An 18,329-nucleotide genomic window follows, 5' to 3' on the forward strand; every position below is an offset into this window, starting at 1 on the left:
CAACTATTAACCGACAAGCAGCAAACGGAGGAAAACGCAATGAATCGTCCGACTGATCCGCATACGCTGACACAGGCTGCGACGCCTGTCGGAACTCATGCAGGTTATATGCCAGGCTTTGGGAACGACTTTGAAACCGAGGCCTTGCCCGAGGCCCTGCCGCAAGGGATGAACAGCCCGCAACGGTGCAACTATGGTCTTTACGGAGAGCAGCTGAGCGGCACGGCCTTTACCGCCAACCCGCCTGAGCGTACGTGGTGCTATCGCATTCGCCCGTCCGTAAAGCACTCGCATCGTTATGAAAAAATCGATCTTCCCTACTGGAAATCGGCCCCCTGCATTGATCCGGATGTGATCAGCCTTGGCCAGTACCGCTGGGATCCCATCCCGCATTCCGATGAAGGTCTGAACTGGATGACCGGTATGCGGACCATGACAACCGCAGGTGATGTGAACACGCAGGTCGGCATGGCAAGCCACATCTATCTGGTCACGGAATCCATGGTCGATGACTATTTCTTCTCGGCTGATTCCGAATTGCTGGTTGTGCCACAGGAAGGGCGCCTGCGATTTGCGACGGAACTGGGGGTCATCGACCTGGAGCCCAAGGAAATCGCGATCATTCCGCGTGGTTTGCTATACCGGGTTGAGGTTCTGGAAGGCCCCGCACGCGGCTTTGTCTGCGAGAATTACGGTCAGAAGTTTGAACTGCCGGGTCGCGGACCGATCGGGGCCAATTGCATGGCGAACCCACGCGATTTCAAGGCACCTGTGGCGGCTTACGAGGATCGTGAAACCCCATCTACCGTGACAATCAAATGGTGCGGGCAATTCCACACCACCAGGATCGGCCACAGCCCGCTGGATGTCGTTGCATGGCACGGCAACTATGCGCCCTATAAATACGACCTGCGCAACTATTGCCCCGTCGGCGCGATCCTGTTTGACCATCCCGACCCGTCGATCTTTACCGTTCTGACGGCCCCGTCCGGCCAGCCCGGCACGGCCAATATCGACTTTGTCCTGTTCCGCGAACGCTGGATGGTGATGGAAGACACGTTCCGCCCGCCGTGGTACCACAAGAACATCATGTCCGAGCTGATGGGCAACATCTACGGCCAGTACGACGCGAAACCGCAGGGCTTTGTTCCCGGCGGCACAAGCCTGCACAACATGATGATCCCACACGGCCCCGACAGGGAGGCTTTTGACAAGGCGTCATATTCCAACCTGGGGCCGGACAAGCTGGATCAGACGATGTCGTTCATGTTCGAAACCCGTTTCCCGCAGCACCTGACCCCGTTTGCCGCCACCGAGGCGCCGTTGCAGGATGATTACATCGACTGCTGGACATCGCTTGAGAAGAAGTTCGACGGAACGCCGGGCAAGAAATGAACCGCCATTGGTTCAGTTTCATTGCCGTCGTCCTGCCCGCGCTGAACATGCCGGAGTTGAACCGGTTGCCGACCCGACACGCCTCGGCAACCGGTGTGCAGCGATGCCTCGTGCATATGACATGCCACAACCGCGGCGGCTTCGTGCTATTGCTATCTCCGTTCCAAAGCCAAAATCCTTCCGAACCTCTTAGAACATAACAAAATAGGGGCAAGACATGCCTTTGATGACTTCCTGGGTTGCGTCGGCCAATGACGCGACACATCCGTTCCCACTGAACAACCTGCCTTATGGTGTCTTCTCGACCGAAGGTGATGATCCCCGCTGTGGAGTGGCCATCGGTGACATGATCCTCGACGTCACCGCCGCCGAAGCCGAGGGGTTGATCACCCTAAGCGATGAGCCGCTTTTCGACATGCCATTCTGGAACCCCCTCATGGAAGAAGGTCCAGCCGTCTGGACCGCGCTGCGCGAGCGGCTGATCAGCCTGCTGGCCGAAGGTTCAGATGAACAAGCCAAGGTCGAGCCGCTGCTTGTCAAACAAGAAGATGCGGAAATGCATCTGCCCTTTGCGGTCAGCGAATACACCGACTTTTATGCGGGTCGAAACCATGCCTTCAACGTGGGCACCATGTTCCGGGGGCCGGAAAACGCCCTGCCGCCGAACTGGCTGCACATTCCCATTGGTTACAACGGACGTGCATCTTCGGTCGTGGTATCGGGCACGGATATTCGCCGCCCCTGGGGTCAGCTGAAAGCCCCCGATCAGGACTTGCCCGCCTTCCTGCCCAGCCGTCGCTTTGACATCGAGCTTGAGATGGGCGCGATTGTCGGAACACCCTCGGATGGTCCGATCACCGTGCAGGAAGCGGATGACAATATTTTCGGCTACGTGCTTCTGAATGACTGGTCCGCACGGGACATCCAGGCATGGGAATATCAGCCGCTGGGCCCGTTTCAGGCAAAGGCCACGGCAACCTCGATCAGCCCATGGATCGTGACCAAGGCGGCCCTCGAGCCGTTCCGCTGTGACACGCCGCCCCGCGAATTCGAACTGCTGGATCACCTCAAGGATTGCGGCCCGATGCTCTATGACATCGATCTGGCGATCACCATGGCACCTGCCGGGCAACCCGCCACGACGATTGCCCGGACCAACTACAACCAGATGTACTATTCCGCTGCGCAGCAATTGGCGCATCACACCACATCAGGATGCCCGATGAACACGGGCGACCTGCTGGGGTCGGGCACGATCTCGGGGCCGACGAAGGACAGCCGCGGTTCGCTTCTGGAACTCAGCTGGGGCGGCAAGGAACCGATCACACTGGATACCGGCGAATCCCGCAGCTTCATCGAGGACGGCGATACCCTGACCCTTAAAGGGGCTGCCAAGGGCGATGGCTACACGATCGGCTTCGGCGACTGTGTGGGCAAGCTGCTGCCCGCGCTCGAGAACCCTTACGAAAGATGACGCACTGATCTTCATCTTTTCCCAAATACTCCCGCCGGAGGCATCCAACCTCTGCCTTCCGCGCAACCGCAAAAGGACAAAACCAAGATGGCCAAAGCATTCGCGTCCCAGGGGGACATGTCGGAAAAAAAGATCAGCTTCACTGAAGTCGGAGAAGGGCTCTATGCCTTTACCGCCGAAGGCGACCCGAACTCGGGTGTGATCATCGGTGACGACAGCGTGATGATCGTCGAGGCGCAGGCGACTCCGCGTCTGGCAAACAAGGTGATCGAATGCGTGCGTTCCGTCACCGACAAACCGATCACGCATGTGGCCCTGACCCACTACCACGCAGTACGTGTTCTGGGCGCAAGCGCGTTCGGCGCGCAGCAGATCCTGATGTCGGACATGGCCCGCGCCATGGTCGTCGAGCGGGGTCAGGAAGACTGGGACAGCGAATTCCAGCGCTTCCCGCGCCTGTTCGAAGGGCATGAAAGCATCCCCGGCCTGACCTGGCCCACCACCACCTTCAGCGATACGATGACGGTGTATCTGGGCAACCGCCGGATCGACCTGATGCATCTGGGTCGCGCGCATACGGCAGGCGACATCGTCATCCATGTGCCGGATCAGAACGTGATGTTCACCGGCGATATCGTCGAATATCACTCGGCCTGCTATTGCGGCGATGGTCATTTCAGCGACTGGGGTGACACGCTGGACGAGATCAAGTGGTTCGATGTCGACGCCATTGCACCGGGGCGCGGCGATGCGCTGGTCGGCAAGGATATGGTGAATGCGGCCATCGAGAACACCCGCGATTTTGTCGAAAGCACATACCGGCCGGCGGCGAAGGTCGCGGCGCGCGGCGGCTCCCTGAAAGAGGCCTGGGACGCAGTCCGCGCTGAATGTGACCCCAAATTTGCCGATTACGCGATCTACGAGCACTGCCTGCCGTTCAACGTGGCCCGCGCCTATGACGAGGCGCGCGGCATTGACACGCCCCGCATCTGGACCGCCCAGCGCGACCTCGAGATGTGGGAAGCTCTGCAAGGCTGACGAAAAACGGTCGAGTTTGATCCAGATCGTTTTGTGCGGCGGGATTCGATGAAACCATAATCCAAGACCTCCGGCGCCCGTCGCCGGGGGACAGGACATGCAGCACATCGGTGCATCTGTTTTGGGGGGGAGCCCATGAACAAGATCTTTGAAACGCCGCTTTACGGATATGAACGCAGCCCGGATCAGGACAGCCCGACGCCCGTCAGGCACAAGGTCATCGTGATCGGTGCAGGGCCGGTTGGTCTGGCCGCCGCCATCGATCTGGCCCAGCAAGGGGTCGAAGTTGTGGTTCTGGACGAAAATGACAAGGTCAGCTTTGGCAGCCGCGCCATCTGTTTTTCCCAACGCACGCTCGAAATTGCAGACCGGCTGGGCTGCGGCCAGCGATTGGTCGACAAAGGCGTTCTATGGGACCGCGGCAAGGTCTTTTTCGATGATCGTCAGGTCTATGAATTCAACCTGCAACCGGACGAAGGTTACGCCAACCCGGCCTTCATCAACTTGCAGCAATACCATTTTGAAAACTTCTTTGTGGAACGCGTGCGCGAGTTGCAGGCAGACGGCGCACCGATCGAGATTCGCGGGCGCAACAAGGTTGATGCAATCGGTACGCACGAAGATCACGTTCGGCTGGAGGTCGAAACCCCCGAAGGCCCTTATACACTCGAGGCCGAGTGGCTGATCGCCTGCGATGGTGCCGCGTCGCCCACCCGGCGGATGCTGGGCATCGATTTCGAAGGGCGTGTTTTCGAAGACAATTTCCTGATCGCGGACGTGATCATGGATGCCGATTTCCCCTCGGAACGCTGGTTCTGGTTTGACCCTCCGTTCAATCGCGGGCAATCCGCGCTTTTGCACAAACAGCCCGACAATGTCTGGCGTATCGACCTGCAACTGGGTTGGGACATCGACAAGGAACGCGAAAAGCGCCCCGAGAATGTGATCCCGCGCCTCAAGGCGATGCTGGGCGACGACGTCGAGTTTCAGCTGGAGTGGGTCTCGATTTATACCTTCCAGTGCCGCCGCATGGAAAGCTTCCGCAAAGGACGGGTCCTTTTCGCAGGCGACAGCGCGCATCAGGTCAGCCCCTTTGGCGCGCGCGGCGCCAATTCCGGCCTGCAAGACACTGACAACCTGTGCTGGAAACTGAAACTGGTGCTGGATGGGAAAGCCCCCGAAAGCCTGCTGGACAGCTACGACGCGGAACGCGTGCACGGGGCTGATGAGAACATCCAGAAATCCAGCCGGTCCACCGATTTCATTACTCCGAAATCCGAAATGTCGCGAGTTCTGCGGGATGCGGTTCTGGACCTGAGCGAGCAGTACGAGTTTGCCCGTCCGTTGGTGAATTCAGGACGCCTGAGTCAACCTTGCACCTATGACGGCTCTACCCTGAATTCTGCCGACGCGCTGGATGGCCCAGCCGAGACGCGCCCCGGCTCGGCCTGCCCGGACGCGCCGCTGGGTGATGCGTTCCTGTTGCCCAAACTGGCAGGCAAATTCACCCTTCTGACGATTGACGCGGATGCCCCGGAGGTGCTGGAAGAAGACGGGGTCGAGGTCACGCGGTTGGCGCTGTCGGTCAAGGATGATCTGACCCTGGCGCTAAAACGTCGCTATCTGGGCGACGCAACCAGCGCCGTTTATCTGATCCGCCCCGATCAGCACGTGGCGGCGCGGCGGGACAGCTATGAAGAAAACAGTTTCCGCCATGCGATCCGCAGAGCCTGCGGCAAGGAGTAAGCGCGATGTCTGACCTGATCCTATCCCCGAATATCGACGATGCCGACGACTTCTATGCCGAGCTGCTGGCCGCGCATGAAGGGCTTGATAAAGCCGACAGTGACGCGCTGAACGCCCGGCTGGTTCTGGTGCTGGCCAATCACATCGGCGACAAGGCGGTGTTGTCTGACGCCATTCGCGCCGCCACCCTGGCCGACAAGTGACGGATTCGAATGTGAGCAAAACCGTCCTTTATGACTATTGGCGCTCCTCGGCCAGCTATCGGGTGCGGATCGCCCTGAATCTGGCCGGAATCGACTATCGCGCGGTTGTCGTCGACCTGGTGGATGGCGAACACAAGGGCGATGCACATATTGCCCGAAACCCACAAGGGTTCGTTCCGGTTCTGGATATTGACGGGCTGCGGCTGACGCAATCTCTGGCCATTCTCGACTATCTGGACAAGACACGTGAATTGAACCTTCTGCCCGACGATGCAGCAGGGCGCGCGCGCGTGCAGGCGCTGGCCTATGCGATTGCGGTGGACATTCACCCTGTTTGCAACCTTTCAGTTGCACGTCATGCGACCGCCCTCAGCAAAGACCCATCCGACATGCCCGGAGAGTGGATGCGGCACTTCATCCGGCCGGGGTTGCAGGCCTTCGAGACCATGTTGGGTGAGTTTGAACAAACCCCCTATTGCGTCGGTTCACAGCCCGGCCTCGCCGACATCTGCCTGATCCCGCAGATCTACAATGCGCGCCGGTGGAAGGTCGACTTGTCGGACATGCCGCGTCTGCTGGGTGTCGAAAAGGCCTGCGCCGGTCACTCGGCATTTGTCGCGGCGCATCCTGACAGGCACGCACCCCAATAAGCTTGCACAGGCCCTGTGTGCCTGTGTGCCTAGGCGTCTGGCCCGATCGGACTTAGCTTTGTTTCATCAAAGCAAAAGAGGTTCTGATGCCCCAGATCACCGGATACCACGCCCATGTCTATTTTGACGCCGACACGCAGAACACGGCACAACAGGTCTGCGAAGAGGCCGCCCGTCTGTTCCCCGTGCGGATGGGACGCATGCATAGCCGCAATGTCGGCCCCCACCCGCGCTGGAGCTGCCAGTTGAGCTTTGCGGCTGATGCCTTCGACCAGGTCACACCGTGGTTGATGCTGAACCGGCGGGGCCTTACCGTTTTCACCCACCCGGAAACCGGCGACCATCTGGCCGATCACCGCGATCGCGCGATTTGGATGGGTGAAATGTTGGATCTGGACCTGTCGATCTTTGGCACGCGTCAGCCCAGCGCCCGCGCCTGATCCCGCAGAACGAATTTCTGCACCTTTCCGGTTGACGTTTTCGGCAGGGTGCCAAACACCACGGTCTTGGGCGCTTTGAAATGGGCCATGTTGTTTCGGCAAAAAGCAATCAGCTCTGCCTCGGTCGCGGTTGCGTCAGGCTTCAGCTCGACAAAGGCGCAGGGGGTTTCGCCCCATTTCTCGTCTGGCCGGGCCACAACCGCCGCTTCCATGACTGCCGGGTGTTTGTAGAGGATACCCTCGACCTCGACGGACGAGATATTCTCGCCGCCTGAAATGATGATGTCCTTGGACCGGTCTTTGAGCGCGATATAGCCATCCGGATGCATGACGCCCAAATCGCCGGATGCAAACCAGCCGCCCTTGAAGGCCCCATCGGTGGCATCAGGGTTCTTGAGATACCCTTTCATCACCACGTTGCCCTGCATAAAGATCTCGCCCATGGTTTCGCCATCTGCGGGCACGGGTTCCATCGTTTCGGGATCGGCCACCATCAGACCAGACAGCGCCGTATACCGCACGCCCTGCCGTACTTTCAGGGCAGCACGGTCTTCGGGTCCCTTGTCGTTCCATTCATCCTTCCAGGCACAAACGACCGAAGGCCCATAGGTCTCGGTCAGGCCATAAACGTGCGTGACTTCGACCCCCATCGCCTCCATCGCTTCGATCACGGCGGCCGGCGGCGGAGCGCCCGCGGTCATCACCTTGATCTGATGGTCAAAGTCCTTCAGTTCATCCGGCGCGTGGGCCAACATGTTCAAAACGATGGGAGCGCCACAGAAATGGGTGACTTTCTCATCCCGGAATGCCGCATAGATCGGCTCGGCGCGCACGGCGCGCAGACAGACGGACACGCCCGCATTGGCGGCCATGGCCCAGGGGAAGCACCAGCCATTGCAGTGAAACATCGGCAAGGTCCACAGATAGATCGAATGCTTGGGCATATCCCAGTCCAGCAAATCCGATTGTGCATTCAGGGTGGCGCCGCGGTGGTGATAGACCACGCCCTTGGGATTGCCCGTTGTGCCGGACGTATAGTTCAGCGTGATCGCGTCCCATTCATCCTCGGGCAGTGACCAGTCAAATTCCGGGTCTCCCTCTGAAATCAGGGCGTCATAGGTCAGGCTGCCCAGCCTTTCACCGCCTTCAAAGCTGGGATCCTCGATGTCGATTACCAGAATGTCATGATCAACCTGCTCCAGCGCCTCTTTCACGACACCGGAAAACTCGGGGTCAACCAACAACGCCTTGGCTTCGGCGTGGTTCAGGATGAAAGCGACTATCGGCGCATCCAGGCGCGTGTTGATGGCGTTCAATACGGCGCCCGCCATGGGCACACCAAAATGCGCTTCGTACAGTTCGGGGATGTTTGCAGCGATAACTGATACGGTATCACCCTTTCCGATACCCCGCGCATTCAGGGCACCTGCCAGCCGGCGGCACCGGGCATAGGTTTCAGCCCAGGTATACCGCCGCTCGCCATAAACGACCGACGGGTAATCGGGATAAACCTGCGCCGTGCGCTCGATGAACGAGAGGGGCGACAAGGGTGTGTAATTCGCCCGGCATTTGTCCAAATGACGCTCATAGATATTGGTCGCTGCCAACTGCTGATCCTCCCTGCACTCGATTTGCGCGACTTGAGCACAAACTTGGTGCTCTGACAAATCCGTAGTATTACGATGCCCTAATTGACTGGCAATACGGGATGGTGCGATCTGGCCCTACTTAGATCCGGCCATTCGCGGTGATCTGAAGCATCTTAAACATATGCTGGGGCACACCATTTCCGCACCCCGTGCACCGCACCTCACTGAAAGGACTTGTCATGGACGGCACGTTCAACGAAAACGATCTTTCCCGCGTGGTCGAGGCCGACCGCGCCCATATCTGGCATCATCTGATCCAGCACAAACCCTTTGAAACCAATGACCCCCGCATCATTGTCGAAGGCAAGGGCATGCGCGTCTGGGACCAGAAAGGCAAAGAGCATCTGGATGCGGTTTCCGGCGGTGTCTGGACCGTCAACGTCGGCTATGGCCGCGAATCGATCTGCAAGGCCGTTTACGACCAGCTGATGAAGCTGTGCTATTTCGCCAATTCGGCCGGCTCGATCCCCGGCGCGATCTTTGCCGAGCAACTGATCGACAAGATGCCCGGCATGAGCCGCGTGTATTACACCAACTCAGGGAGCGAGGCGAACGAGAAAGCCTTCAAGATGGTGCGCCAGATCGCGCACAAGAAGTACGGCGGCAAAAAGACCAAGATCCTGTATCGTGACCGCGATTATCACGGCTCGACGCTGGCAACCATGTCGGCAGGCGGTCAGGACGAGCGCACCGCACAATACGGCCCCTTTGCACCTGATTTCGTGCGCGTGCCCCACTGCATGGAATATCGCAAGCACGAACTGGACGGTGCCCCCGAAGAGAATTTCGGCGAATGGGCGGCAGACCAGATCGAACAGGTCATCCTGCGCGAAGGCCCCGACACCGTTGGCGCGCTGTGCCTTGAGCCGGTGACCGCAGGTGGCGGCGTGATCGAAGCGCCCGAGGGTTACTGGCAGCGCGTGCAGGAGATCTGCAAGAAATACGACGTGCTGCTGCATATCGACGAGGTTGTCTGCGGCGTGGGCCGCACCGGCACATGGTTCGGTTATCAGCAATACGGCATCAAGCCGGATTTCGTGACCATGGCCAAGGGCGTGGCCTCGGGCTATGCCGCGATTGCCTGCATGGTCACCACCGAGGAGGTCTTTGACATGTTCAAGGATGATGCTTCGGACCCGATGAGCTATTTCCGCGACATCTCGACCTTTGGTGGCTGCACTGCCGGTCCGGCTGCTGCGATCGAAAACATGCGCATCATCGAGGATGAAAACCTGCTGGGCAATTGCGCGGCCATGGGTGACCGCATGATGGGCAACCTTCAGGCACTGATGGAAAAGCACAAGGTCATCGGCGACGTGCGCGGCAAGGGCCTGTTCCTGGGTGCCGAGCTGGTTGCAGACCGTGCCAGCAAAGAGCCTGTGGACGAGAAACTGGCACAGGCGGTAGTGGCCGACTGTATGAACCAGGGCGTGATCATCGGTGTCACAAACCGCTCGATCCCAAGCCGCAACAACACGCTTTGCTTCTCGCCCGCCCTGATCGCGACGGCGGAAGACATCGACCAGATCACCGACGCTGTGGATGGCGCGCTGGGGCGTGTGTTCGGGTAAGTTCGCCGAACTTGGCAAGTAAAACTGAAACCGGCGCATTTCGCGCCGGTTTTTTTTGTCGGGTGTCCGGTCTTGAATCTGTACGGCCCCGTCGCGGTTATTCGGCCGCAACGCCAACTTTTTCGTCCGTTCCGATCAAGCTGTCCGGCAGAATGAATGCAACCAGAACGAAAACTGCCCCCAGAGCGATACCGAGAATGTCGCCAGATACTGACAAGACGCCCTCGTAAGCTGACCCCGGAACTGTACCGAGGGTAACTTTGCCACCCGCAATTCCATCGAGAAGGCCCGTGGCCTTCCAGGCCGGATATGTCGCCATATAGGCCGCGGCCCCGAGCAGACCTCCGAAGATGAAGAACAAGGCGTCACGGCGACCCGAGGCCGCTGCGCAAACCCCTGTTCCTGGGCAGTACCCCGATGCAGCCCAGCCCGCACCCAGCAACAACCCGCCGATGAAGACGCCGACATATGCCGACTTCACCGACATGTGGCCGACATCCACAAAACCAAGCATCTGCCCGCCAAACATCAGGATCGAACCGGTTCCGATTGCAAGGAGGATCGTTTTCATCAAGTGGAGCCGCCGCAGCGTCAACATGCCGACAATCCAATTTGGGTTTGCCGCGCCGACCCGGTCGAGAACGGCTCCGAAAGCGGCACCAATGATGATCGCAAGAATGATTTCCATCGCCTTATCCTTTCCGATAGACCAGCATTGCCGCGGGAATTGCCGCCGCAAATGCCCCAGCTGCAAAGATATATCCGGACAGTGCCGTCTGCATCATGCCGGACATCATGTGACCGGATGTGCACCCTCCGGCCAACCTGGCCCCATACAGAACGACGAAGCCGCCCAGAAGCGCGACCGCGTATCGGGCCCAAGGGGTATTGCCGTAGTTTTCGCGCCAGACCTTTGGCAGCTTGCTTTCTTCGGGTTCCAGACCGCCACGGGCCCTGACCGACAAGAATGCCCCCACAGCCATCGCCAGAACGAAGACAAAGCTGTAGTTCAACGGATTGGATACGTGTTTGGCGTATTTTCCATTGGATTTCGCCAAGTAGGCATTGGTTGAACTGTAGCCGTCAACCGTCTGAGTTACGAATTCCGGATTGACGGCATCCGCGATGATCCCGTCGAGAATGACGAATTGGGTCGAAACACCGATTGGCTTGACCAGAAGAACGGCTCCGAAGAACACGAGCCCCAGCAGCACACCTCCAATTTTCCAGTTTAGTGTCATGATTTCACCTTTCCCCTAAACATTCAAAAAATCATATACATCATCTTGGAGTAATAACTGCATGATCTAGATCAAACCGCGCATGCATGAAGAATGTTGGGCAAACGTCGATGCGACAAGGCGGGATCATTCTGGTCCAACAAGCGCACGGATTACGCCGCTGGCCACAAGAAAAAGGCCGCCCCAAAATGGGACGGCCGTTCTTTCACTGTCTCTCGAAAGAGGATCAGGCTGTCAGAGCAGCCTGAGCTTTGGCGACGATCGCGCCGAACGCTTCCGGTTCGTGCACGGCCAGGTCGGCCAGAACTTTGCGGTCCACTTCGATACCGGCCAGGTTCAGGCCGTTGATGAAGCGGGAATATGTCAGTGCTTCGTCATGCGAACGCACAGCAGCGTTGATCCGCTGGATCCACAGTGCGCGGAAGTTGCGCTTGCGGTTCTTACGGTCGCGGGTTGCATACTGGTTGGCCTTGTCAACGGCCTGACGGGCAACCTTGAAGGTGTTCTTGCGGCGGCCATAGTAACCTTTGGCGGCCTTGATGACCTTCTTGTGACGGGCGTGAGTTACGGTTCCACCTTTAACGCGGGACATGTCTTAATCTCCTCTTAGCGGTCGTAGGGCATGTAGCCCTTGACGATCTTGGCGTCGGGGGCGGACAGGGTGGTGTTGCCACGGGCGTCGCGGATGAATTTCTTGGTCCGCTTGATCATGCCGTGACGTTTGCCGGCCTGGCCAGCAAGGACCTTACCGGTCGCAGTCACCTTGAAGCGCTTCTTGGCGCTCGACTTTGTCTTCATCTTAGGCATTTCCGTCTCCTTTTTCGGGTTCGGTTCCAGACGCGACTCGGCATGCCATCTCGGCCGGTCACGCGATCAGAAGCGCCGTTTACGCAAGTTCGGTCATACTGGCAAGGGGGTTTGGATCAGATTCTGCGCTTTTTGCAGGCTGATCGGGCACTGGGGCGACAGAAGCCGCCCCAGTGATTGGATTTAGTGTTCGAATTTGCGGATTTCACCGGTTTTCAAACGCTCGGAGTACGAGGCCAGCTCCTGACGCACCACTTTCATCAGGAAGTAGAGCGCAAAGACGTTGACCACCGCCATCGCAAAGATCGCCGCATCCGAGAAGTCGATGACCGGGCCAAGGTTGGCTGCGGCGCCGATGACGACGAAGATGCAGAAGATGATCTTGAAGATCAGCTCTTTGGTGTGGCCCTCACCGAACAGGTAGGTCCAGGCCTTGAGGCCATAGTAGGACCAGCTGATCATGGTCGAGAAGGCAAACAGAATCACCGCAACCGCCAGGATATACGGGAAGAAACCGAATGCGCTGCCGAAGGCGGCAGAGGTCAGGCTGACACCCGAGTTGCCGTCCACAGTGGCAATCGCCGTACCGGCCTCATTCAGCATGTAGTTGCCGGTTTCCGGATCGATGATCAATTGCTGGGTGATGATGATGACCAGAGCGGTCATTGTGCAGATCACCACGGTGTCGATGAACGGTTCCAGCAAGGAAACGAAGCCTTCGGTGATCGGCTCCTTGGTCCGAACAGCCGAGTGTGCAATCGCTGCCGAGCCAACACCCGCTTCGTTCGAAAACGCCGCACGTTTGAAGCCCTGGATCAGTGCGCCGACCATGCCGCCTGCAACACCCAGACCGGTGAAGGCGCCGGCGAAGATCTGGCCAAAGGCCCAGCCGATCATATCCGCATTCATCAGGATGATGACCAGAGCAGTCAGAACATAGAGAACGCCCATGAACGGTACGACCTTTTCAGTCACCCGTGCGATGGACTTCAGGCCGCCGACGATGACCATGAAAACAACCGCTGCAAAGACCAGCCCGGTAATCCAGCCCGGATAATCGCCCACGATGCCTGCGATCTGCTGATGCGCCTGATTGGCCTGGAACATGTTGCCCCCACCCAGCGCGCCAAGGATACAGAAGATCGAGAACAAAACCGCAAGGATCTTGCCACCCGGCAAGCCCAATTCGTTGAACCCTTTGGACATATAGTACATCGGGCCACCCGAAACGGTGCCATCTTCGTACTCGTTGCGGTATTTCACACCCAGCGTACATTCGGTGAATTTCGACGCCATACCCAGAAGACCCGCCAGGATCATCCAGAAGGTTGCACCCGGTCCGCCGATGCCGACGGCAACAGCGACACCCGCGATATTCCCCAGGCCGACTGTGCCGGAAAGCGCCGTGGCCAGAGCCTGAAAGTGGCTGACCTCGCCTGCATCGTTGGGGTCGGAATAGTCACCTTTGACAAGACTGATTGCGTGACTGAAGAACCGCATCTGCACAAAAGCAAAGTACAGAGTGAAGACCGTCGCAGCGATGACCAGCCACATCACGATCCACGGGAAGCTGGTCCCGGGGAATGGTGCGAAGATGAAGCTGACGAATGGGCCGGTCAGGTCAGCGAAAGCCTGGTTGATTTTTTCATCAAGCCCCGGGGCTTCTTGCGCAAAGGCAGGGCTGGCGACAATAGCGGCGGCCGTTGAGGCGCCGAGTTGTTTAAGCATTCTCATTTTGTCCCTCCCTTCAGTTCACAACCGTGACCGGAACATCGGCATGCATCACAAGGTTCTGGGTCGAACTGCCGAAGATACGTTTCTTGATCCCGTCTGCCGAAGATCGGCCGACAACGATCTGCGAGCCGCCCATTTCCATTGTAATGGCGTTCAAGGTCTCCGCCACGTCGCCATGACGAACAACACCCTGCGCTTCGAAACCAGCCTCTCTGAGGGCCTCAACGGCAGGCGTCACGATACGCGACGTTGCCAGATCAACCTCTTCTTCCCTTCGCTTGTGACGCTGTGCGTTTTCTTCCGGTGTCTGAAAGGTGTAAGGGGACCATTCGATCACATAAGCGACCACCAGTTCACACGAGCCGATCAACCTTGCCAAATCCTTGGCAAAGGCAATCACGCGCTCACCGGTCTCTGTCCCGTCGAGTCCTATGACAATCTTTGTTGTCATGTCGTTCCTCCATTTTTTTCATTTGGCCGGGGCCCGTGCCCCCGGCAGGGCAGCCGGAACTTGGAACTTTCAATAAGACCGCCCTTTGGTAAGTATCAGGAATTTTCACTAGGAATTGGTGATTTTTTTGGCCTATACTCAGTGTAAATTATCGTTCTGCACTAAAAAAACAGGAAGATTTACTGATTAGTAGAGAATTGGACAATATCGATCAGCGCATCCTGCACGAGCTTGAGGCCAATGGCCGGCTCTCAATAGTTGAGCTTGCGGCGCGCGTAAACCTTACAAACACGCCCTGTTCGGAACGCGTGAAACGGCTGGAAAAGAACGGCTATATCAAGGGCTACAGCGCCATCGTCGACAAAGAGAGAATGGGGCTGGCCCTTCTGACCGTCGTACAGGTGTCGCTGACCGCAACGGCCGAGCAATCCCTGGATAAATTCAACGAGGCCGTACGCGATGTGCCGGAAATCGAAAGCTGCCTGATGGTGGCAGGGTCGTTCGATTACCTGCTGACTGTCCGCACCCGCGATATCGCGCATTTCCGGATGATACTGGGTGAGAAAATCAACAAGCTGCCCGGGATTCACCAAACCAGCTCTTTCACGGTCATGGAAGCCGTGAAAGAGCCTGTTGGCCAACGGGTGTCCGGGCTTTGATACCCGTTCTGATTATTCGGGATCCGTGCTGTAGATCAGTCGCTCGTCACACGGGGCCACGCGCAGAATGTTGGTCGTGCCCGGCACGTTGAACGGCACGCCGGCAGTGACAACAATCTGATCGGTCTCGGTTGCAAATCCCCCTGCCCTTGCGGCGCGCGCTGCGTTTACAACCGCGCTTTTGAACCGTTCAAGCTCGGGCGTCATGACGCAGTTGCAACCCCAGGTCAGGCAAAGTCTGCGCGCCGTTCCCATCAGCGACGTCATTGCGATAATCGGAACACCGGGACGTTCGCGCGCGGTCAATGCGGCTGTCGTGCCACTTTGCGTAAAACAGCAGATCGCCTTGATTTCGGTTTTCTCGGCTATTTCGCGCGCCGCGGCAACGATCCCGTCCGCAACGGTGGTTCCCTTGGCGGTACGCGAGGCGGCGATGATCTGCGTATATGTCGGGTCGGCTTCGACTTCGATGGCAACCTTGTTCATCGTCTGCACCGCTTCGATCGGATAGGCACCGGCTGCCGATTCCGCGCTGAGCATGATGGCATCCGTTCCCTCGTAGATCGCCGTCGCAACGTCCGACACTTCGGCACGGGTCGGCATCGGGCTTTCGATCATGCTTTCCAGCATCTGGGTGGCGACGATGACGGGTTTGGCTGCCCCACGGCATTTTCGAACCAGGCGTTTCTGGATCGGAGGCACGGCAGATACAGGCAGTTCCACACCCAGGTCGCCGCGGGCCACCATGATCCCGTCCGACGCATCAAGGATGTCGTCAAACGCCTCTACTGCCGCAGGTTTTTCAATCTTGGACAGAATCGCCGCGCGGCCATCGGCCAGCGCGCGCGCCTCGAAAACGTCCTTGGCGCGCTGCACGAAGCTCAGCGCCAACCAGTCCACACCCAGTTGGCAGACAAACTCCAGATCATCTCGGTCCTTGGCCGACAAAGCCGCCAGCGGCAGCACCACGTCAGGAACGTTGACGCCCTTGCGGTTCGAGATCGTGCCACCCACCTCAACCACGCAATTTGCATAATCCTGTCCGCAGTCCTGAACGATCAGACGGATCTTGCCGTCATTCACCAGCAGGCGCGCGCCCGGTTCCAGCGCCGCAAAGATCTCGGGATGCGGCAGGCAGACCCGGTTGACGTCGCCAGCATCAGTGTTGAGGTCGAGCCGGAAAGCTGCACCTTCTTCCAGTTCCTCGGCCTCGTTGGCAAAGACACCAACGCGCAGCTTGGGCCCCTGAAGGTCGGCCAGAATGGCAATCGGGCTGTCCAGGTCCTTTTCCACCTGCCGAATGATTTTGTGCCGTTCGCGGATCTCATCATGGCTGCCATGGCTCATGTTCAGACGAAAGACATCCGCACCAGCCTCGTGCAGGGCACGAATCGTGTCATAGTCATTTGACGCTGGCCCCAGCGTCGCCACGATTTTCACATTTCTCAGGCGTCGCATTAGCAAAGACCTCCTTACGTCATCTCAGGTTTGCAGATCAGCTTCCGCAAAATGTTACCGCAAACATCGTTTCGGTGCTTATTGCGCAATTCCCTTTTCAAAGCAACTGCCCTACACCTGCGGCAAACTAGATGACAGGCTCATGACATACACTCCGTTTTTCGTCCACGGTGCGGATCGCCCGTCGCGCTGGCTAATCACATGCGACCACGCAACCAATACTGTTCCCCCAGACGTAAATGGCGGCGACCTCGGTCTGCCGCGCGAGGATATGGAACGCCACATCGCCTATGATGTCGGCGCGTATGAGGTGTCGAAACACTTGGGTGAGATCCTGAACGCGCCGGTGATTGCCGCCAACTTCTCGCGGTTGGTCATCGACCCGAACCGGGGTGAAGACGATCCGACGCTGTTGATGAAGCTCTATGACGGGTCAATCATCCCGGGAAATCGCCATGCAGATGATGACGAACGCGAACGTCGCCTGAATATGTGTTACCGCCCCTACCACGAGGCACTGGCGCAAATGGCGGCCCTGCCCCATGCGGTGATCGTTTCGATGCATTCCTTCACCCGCCAACTGCGCGGTCGTGAACCGCGCCCATGGCATATTGGCGTGCTGCACACCTTGGACCAGCGGTTCTCGCGCCCACTGATCGAAAGGCTTCAGGCCGAGGATGATCTGTGCGTTGGCGTCAACGAGCCGTATACCGGAATATTGCCGGGGGATGCGATCGACAAACACTGTACCGCGTTCGGACGCCCAAACGCACTGATCGAGCTGCGCAACAACTTGATCGCAGACCATGCAGGGCAAAGGGAATGGGCCGAGCGATTGGCTCCGATCCTGGAAGATGCATTGGAAGCCAGCGACCTTTGACCGCAAGTCTTTCGCGTGCTTTACCGCGCATCACGCTGTTGTGAGCACGGCCTTCATTCCCCATATAAACTGGGAAAGGGGGTCATCATGACACAAGAGTTTTTGACGACGTTTTTTGGTTGGATGGCCGTGCTCAATATAGCGGTGCTTCTGTTTACCACCCTGATGGTTCTGCTATTGCAGGATTGGATTGCCGACATTCACGGCAGGATGTTTCGGATGGAACGCCCCGACGTGAAACGCGCCTATTTCAGGTATCTTGCGAACTACAAAATCCTGACGCTGGTTTTCTGCATCGTGCCGTGGCTGGCATTGAAACTGATGTGAAAAGGCGCTTCGGCACGTCTGATTCTTGTAACGGGTCCACTGGATTGTTAGGTCAGAAGCAACTCAATCGCCATCCGGAGCCACTTCATGGACAAGCAAACCGAAATTGAACTTCAGGCTGCCGCATTTCGCCGGTTGCAAAAGCACCTGATGGAAGACCGCACGGACGTTCAGAACATCGACATGATGAACCTCGCCGGGTTTTGCCGCAACTGTCTGTCGCGCTGGTATCAGGAAGCGGCAAACGAAAAGGGAATCGAACTGGGCAAGGATGAAGCCCGCGAGATTTTCTACGGCATGACGATGGACGAATGGAAATCCAAGTATCAAACCGAGGCTGGCCCCGAGAAACAGGCGGCCTTCAAGGTTGCGTTCGAAGAAAACGTCGGCAGGAAAGACTGACTGGGGTGCCCCTGTTGCGCGTTAACCACAGGCCCAGTTCGCTCCATTTGCTTCCACAGTGCTTCCATCGCCATCGCGACAACGCAAAACACCGCCGTGAGGCGGTGCGTAACATACTGTTTTATGTAGGTATTTTTGGTTGCGGGAGTAGGATTTGAACCTACGACCTTCAGGTTATGAGCCTGACGAGCTACCGGGCTGCTC

General features: G+C 58.1%; 20 protein-coding genes. 12 read left to right on the forward strand and 8 right to left on the reverse strand.

The annotated features are described in order from the left end of the window. The first annotated feature begins 39 nt into the window (after positions 1-39). The 7 genes from hmgA to AC2FF8_RS18035 all read left to right on the forward strand — a co-directional run bounded on the left by hmgA (position 40) and on the right by AC2FF8_RS18035 (position 6,946). Positions 40-1,395 carry a homogentisate 1,2-dioxygenase gene (gene hmgA / locus AC2FF8_RS18005; protein ID WP_496880378.1) on the forward strand — a complete coding sequence of 452 codons (1,356 nt, stop codon included), beginning with the start codon at positions 40-42 and terminating at the stop codon, positions 1,393-1,395. Positions 1,396-1,612: 217 nt separating this feature from the next. Continuing rightward, the gene (fahA, locus tag AC2FF8_RS18010) at positions 1,613-2,869 is read left to right on the forward strand and encodes a fumarylacetoacetase (RefSeq protein WP_496880379.1); all 1,257 of its coding nucleotides are present in this window, start codon (positions 1,613-1,615) and stop codon (positions 2,867-2,869) included. 87 nt (positions 2,870-2,956) lie between these two features. Beyond that, positions 2,957-3,907 (forward strand): MBL fold metallo-hydrolase, encoded by a 951-nt coding sequence (locus AC2FF8_RS18015; protein WP_039541551.1) that lies wholly within the window; start codon positions 2,957-2,959, stop codon positions 3,905-3,907. A 135-nt stretch (positions 3,908-4,042) separates the two neighbouring features. Next, the gene (locus AC2FF8_RS18020; protein ID WP_257600081.1) at positions 4,043-5,653 is read left to right on the forward strand and encodes an FAD-dependent oxidoreductase; all 1,611 of its coding nucleotides are present in this window, start codon (positions 4,043-4,045) and stop codon (positions 5,651-5,653) included. Positions 5,654-5,658: 5 nt separating this feature from the next. Continuing rightward, a complete protein-coding gene (locus AC2FF8_RS18025) occupies positions 5,659-5,856 on the forward strand; it encodes a DUF2783 domain-containing protein (RefSeq protein WP_170344766.1) in 198 nt (65 codons plus the stop codon). Positions 5,857-5,867: 11 nt separating this feature from the next. Then, positions 5,868-6,506: a maleylacetoacetate isomerase gene (gene maiA, locus AC2FF8_RS18030; RefSeq protein ID WP_170344765.1), complete on the forward strand. Its 639-nt coding sequence runs from the start codon at positions 5,868-5,870 to the stop codon at positions 6,504-6,506. A gap of 86 nt (positions 6,507-6,592) precedes the next feature. Beyond that, entirely contained in the window at positions 6,593-6,946 is a 354-nt protein-coding gene (locus AC2FF8_RS18035; RefSeq protein ID WP_496880380.1) for a DOPA 4,5-dioxygenase family protein, read from the forward strand. Here AC2FF8_RS18035 and AC2FF8_RS18040 read toward each other — a convergent pair. After that, complete coding sequence (locus AC2FF8_RS18040; protein WP_170344763.1) at positions 6,925-8,553, reverse strand: acyl-CoA synthetase; 1,629 nt, start codon at positions 8,551-8,553, stop codon at positions 6,925-6,927. The two genes, AC2FF8_RS18035 and AC2FF8_RS18040, sit on opposite strands and share 22 nt — an antisense overlap. Before the next feature lie 221 nt (positions 8,554-8,774). Here AC2FF8_RS18040 and AC2FF8_RS18045 point away from each other — a divergent pair, with 221 nt between their 5' ends. Beyond that, entirely contained in the window at positions 8,775-10,166 is a 1,392-nt protein-coding gene (locus AC2FF8_RS18045; RefSeq protein WP_496880381.1) for an aminotransferase family protein, read from the forward strand. Between the two features lie 97 nt (positions 10,167-10,263). Here the strand turns inward: AC2FF8_RS18045 and AC2FF8_RS18050 are convergent, their stop codons facing one another. From AC2FF8_RS18050 to AC2FF8_RS18075, 6 genes are all read right to left on the reverse strand, one after another. Then, on the reverse strand, positions 10,264-10,854 hold the full coding sequence (locus AC2FF8_RS18050) for a YeeE/YedE thiosulfate transporter family protein (RefSeq protein WP_170344762.1): 591 nt from the start codon (positions 10,852-10,854) through the stop codon (positions 10,264-10,266). Between the two features lie 4 nt (positions 10,855-10,858). Next, a complete protein-coding gene (locus tag AC2FF8_RS18055) occupies positions 10,859-11,407 on the reverse strand; it encodes a YeeE/YedE thiosulfate transporter family protein (protein WP_496880382.1) in 549 nt (182 codons plus the stop codon). 226 nt (positions 11,408-11,633) lie between these two features. Further along, positions 11,634-11,999 carry a 50S ribosomal protein L20 gene (gene rplT / locus AC2FF8_RS18060; RefSeq protein ID WP_170344760.1) on the reverse strand — a complete coding sequence of 122 codons (366 nt, stop codon included), beginning with the start codon at positions 11,997-11,999 and terminating at the stop codon, positions 11,634-11,636. 14 nt (positions 12,000-12,013) lie between these two features. Then, a complete protein-coding gene (gene rpmI / locus AC2FF8_RS18065; RefSeq protein ID WP_010443552.1) occupies positions 12,014-12,214 on the reverse strand; it encodes a 50S ribosomal protein L35 in 201 nt (66 codons plus the stop codon). A 183-nt stretch (positions 12,215-12,397) separates the two neighbouring features. Beyond that, positions 12,398-13,948 carry an alanine/glycine:cation symporter family protein gene (locus AC2FF8_RS18070; protein ID WP_496880383.1) on the reverse strand — a complete coding sequence of 517 codons (1,551 nt, stop codon included), beginning with the start codon at positions 13,946-13,948 and terminating at the stop codon, positions 12,398-12,400. A gap of 13 nt (positions 13,949-13,961) precedes the next feature. Continuing rightward, positions 13,962-14,399, reverse strand: a complete 438-nt coding sequence (locus tag AC2FF8_RS18075; RefSeq protein WP_170344758.1) for a universal stress protein — start codon at positions 14,397-14,399, stop codon at positions 13,962-13,964. Between the two features lie 197 nt (positions 14,400-14,596). Here AC2FF8_RS18075 and AC2FF8_RS18080 point away from each other — a divergent pair, with 197 nt between their 5' ends. After that, entirely contained in the window at positions 14,597-15,058 is a 462-nt protein-coding gene (locus AC2FF8_RS18080; protein ID WP_174818381.1) for an Lrp/AsnC family transcriptional regulator, read from the forward strand. Positions 15,059-15,070: 12 nt separating this feature from the next. Here AC2FF8_RS18080 and pyk read toward each other — a convergent pair whose 3' ends face one another. Continuing rightward, complete coding sequence (gene pyk, locus AC2FF8_RS18085) at positions 15,071-16,516, reverse strand: pyruvate kinase (RefSeq protein ID WP_170344757.1); 1,446 nt, start codon at positions 16,514-16,516, stop codon at positions 15,071-15,073. A gap of 142 nt (positions 16,517-16,658) precedes the next feature. On the opposite strand from pyk, the gene AC2FF8_RS18090 reads away from it, so the two are divergent. The 3 genes from AC2FF8_RS18090 (at position 16,659) to AC2FF8_RS18100 (ending at position 18,125) form a co-directional block, all read left to right on the forward strand. After that, positions 16,659-17,396, forward strand: coding sequence for an N-formylglutamate amidohydrolase (locus AC2FF8_RS18090; RefSeq protein WP_496880384.1), 738 nt, complete (start codon positions 16,659-16,661; stop codon positions 17,394-17,396). Between the two features lie 87 nt (positions 17,397-17,483). Further along, positions 17,484-17,723, forward strand: a complete 240-nt coding sequence (locus AC2FF8_RS18095; protein ID WP_152456995.1) for a DUF6868 family protein — start codon at positions 17,484-17,486, stop codon at positions 17,721-17,723. A gap of 87 nt (positions 17,724-17,810) precedes the next feature. After that, positions 17,811-18,125, forward strand: a complete 315-nt coding sequence (locus tag AC2FF8_RS18100; protein WP_257600073.1) for a DUF1244 domain-containing protein — start codon at positions 17,811-17,813, stop codon at positions 18,123-18,125. The last annotated feature ends 204 nt before the right edge of the window (positions 18,126-18,329 follow it).

Source organism: Ruegeria sp. YTSA144 (genome assembly GCF_059610125.1).